At 29.1% G+C, this 2,702-nt stretch carries 3 protein-coding genes; 1 reads left to right on the forward strand and 2 read right to left on the reverse strand.

The genetic code is table 11. From position 1 onward, the window contains the following. The first annotated feature begins 75 nt into the window (after positions 1-75). Entirely contained in the window at positions 76-876 is an 801-nt protein-coding gene (locus tag AB1Z17_RS07785; protein WP_368051236.1) for a glutamate dehydrogenase, read from the forward strand. Between the two features lie 4 nt (positions 877-880). Here the strand turns inward: AB1Z17_RS07785 and AB1Z17_RS07790 are convergent, their stop codons facing one another. Together AB1Z17_RS07790 and AB1Z17_RS07795 are read right to left on the reverse strand one after the other, a co-directional pair. Then, entirely contained in the window at positions 881-2,116 is a 1,236-nt protein-coding gene (locus AB1Z17_RS07790; protein ID WP_368051237.1) for a cation:proton antiporter, read from the reverse strand. 1 nt (position 2,117) lies between these two features. Continuing rightward, the gene (locus tag AB1Z17_RS07795) at positions 2,118-2,573 is read right to left on the reverse strand and encodes a DinB family protein (protein WP_368051238.1); all 456 of its coding nucleotides are present in this window, start codon (positions 2,571-2,573) and stop codon (positions 2,118-2,120) included. Positions 2,574-2,702 lie beyond the last annotated feature (129 nt).

Here is a 2,702-nt window from a genome sequence, read left to right on the forward strand (position 1 = left end):
TATAATTGAATAATTAATTATTTGGTTTATAGTTTATATAGATTTTAGTACATTTGATAAAACAAACCCCTTTTTTTGAGAATAAAACTTAAAATAGTAACCATTATTATAGTTAGTCTAATAACTGTAAACCTAAAAGCTCAGGATGAAAGTAGTCATGAAATTGGCTTAATCTATGGATCCGCCTCATTTACAACAGATTATGGTGAAAGAAATCATTTAAAAAGCAATGTTGCAGGGAATGTAGGCCCTGGGTTTGGAGCTGTTTATTATCTAAATTTTACCGATTACAGATACCGTTGGAATCAGCGGACTAGTTATTGGGCTGAACATTTTAGAGTTAGAGCAGAACTTTCTTATATGTCTGCAAAATTAGACCATTTTGGGCAATGGGCAGAAGACTTATCAACAAATGGTGGTGCTTTATTAAGAGCACATCATGGAAAAACTTATTTATTAAATATTGGCGCGCAATTAGAATTTCATTGGGTAGATATTGTAGATTTTGGATCTAGAAGAATTCCAGATTTAAAATGGTCTCCATATGTTAGTGCTGGAGCTTTTGTAGATTTTTATGATCCTTCCATTACATCTGATCTTGGTAATTGGAGAGACCCAGGGATTTTATATCCAAAATGGGATCCTAATAATTTTCCAAAGGCAACAAGAGTAACTCCTGCAATTACCATGTCTGCAACATTAGGGATTGGAACAAGAAGAAAATTAGGTTATTATTCAGATTTATTAATTGAATCTAGATGGCAATATTTTTTCTCTAATTATGTAGATGGATTAAATAACAAATTTGCGCCTGAAGATAAATATAATGACTGGCTTTTATGGATTCATGTTGGTTATATTTACTACCTAAATTAATATTTTAGTTTGTTATTTTTTTTATTAGTTTGCCAACTGTCAGTCCTTGTACAATTATTGAAAAAACTACAATTATATAGGTAATTACCAAAAATAAATCGCGATGCATTTCCACAGTTAAACTCAATGCCAATGCTATTGAAATTCCACCACGCAAACCACCCCAAGTCATAATTAAATTAGTTTTTGGAACAAAATCTAATTTTTTAGCATACAGTTTAATTGGCAACATTAACGATAAATAACGTGCAAATAATAAGGTTGGAACTAACAATAAACCAGCTAAAATAAATTTATTATTAAATGTTAAAATTAATAGTTCCATTCCAATTAAAACAAACAATACCGTATTCAAAAGAATATCTATCAATTCCCAAAATTTATCTACATATTGTTCGGTAATTTTACTCATAGAAGATTTTCTAACCGTATCTGTACCAACTATTAAACCTGCAGTAACCATAGCCAATGGAGCCGATAAATGCAAGTATTGTGCTAAAACTGTCCCTCCCATTACAGCTGCAAGTGTAATAATAACCTCAACATCATAGTCGTCTATAGATTTTAAAAGCCTGTAGGTAAACCAACCTAGCAATAACCCAAGTGCAATACCTCCAACAACTTCAACTAAAAACATTTCTAAAATAGAACCAAAAGTTATAGATCCACCTCCTTTTGCAATTTGATATATTGTTAAAAATACCACAACTCCTACGCCATCATTAAACAATGATTCTCCAACAATTTTAGTTTCCAATATTTTTGGAGCACCTACTTGCTTTAAAATTCCCAAAACGGCAATTGGATCGGTTGGAGATATTAATGCTCCAAAAAGTAAACAATAAATAAAATTAACATCAAGACTTAGTAATTTCAATAAAAAGAAAGCAAATATTCCAACTAAAAATGTTGAAGTTAAAGTACTAAAAGTTGCAAATATTAAAATTGGTTTTCTTTGTACTTTTAATTGCTGAAAATTTGTATGCAAAGCACCCGCAAACAACAAAAAACTTAACATTACATCTAAAAGCACAGTTTTAAAATCTATTTGCGCTATAAATAGTTTTTCTTGCTCTAGCAACGTATCGTTAAACATACTTGTCGCTAAAATCAATAGCGTAAAAACAATGGTAATTACCATTAAACCAATAGTAGTTGGCATTTTTAAAAACCGCACATTTATATAACCAAAAAGTGCAGAAATAACTACTAGTGTGGAAATAATGGCAAATAAACTCATCTTAAATAAATTTTAATAATTGTAAAATAACTCCTAAGTGAATTCCTTCGTGGTATAAATTAAAAGGAATGGCCTCATCAATAGCGTTTAAACTTACACCTATACTTGTGTTATAAGTTGTGTAGTTTTTAAAAATTCCTGCGTTATAATCCTTTTCTAATTGCACTGGTAATTGTAAAAATAACTCTTTAAATTTTTCAAACTCTTCTTCAGAAACATTATAGTTTGGAGCTGATCCTTTTTGAAAATTCGTTATCATTTCGTCTGAAACTAAACATTTTAATCCCGATAATTTATAACATAGCAATTGTTGTGTAACTAATAAATGTGTCAAATTCCAAGCAATATTATTTTTAAAACCCTCTGGAATTTTATTTAATTGTTCATTCGATAAATTGGTTGTAATTTTTAATAAGAACTTTCTTGTTTGAAGTAAATCATCAAATTTCTTGTGCATACTGTTGTTTTTTTTAAATTATTCAAATTTAAAATAAAAACACAGTAAATTTACGTTTACACTAATTTAATAAAAAATGAAGAAAATTTATTATTTAAAAACTTGTGATACCTGCCGAAGAATTTTAAA

Origin of the sequence: Lutibacter sp. (assembly GCF_040883305.1) — a bacterium.
GTDB lineage: Bacteria > Bacteroidota > Bacteroidia > Flavobacteriales > Flavobacteriaceae > Lutibacter.

Excerpts from the sequence above, each read along its gene's own strand:
- AB1Z17_RS07795 (WP_368051238.1), bottom strand. The coding sequence starts at position 2,573 with ATGCACAAGAAATTTGATGATTTACTTCAAACAAGAAAGTTCTTATTA.
- AB1Z17_RS07790 (WP_368051237.1), bottom strand. The coding sequence starts at position 2,116 with ATGAGTTTATTTGCCATTATTTCCACACTAGTAGTTATTTCTGCACTT.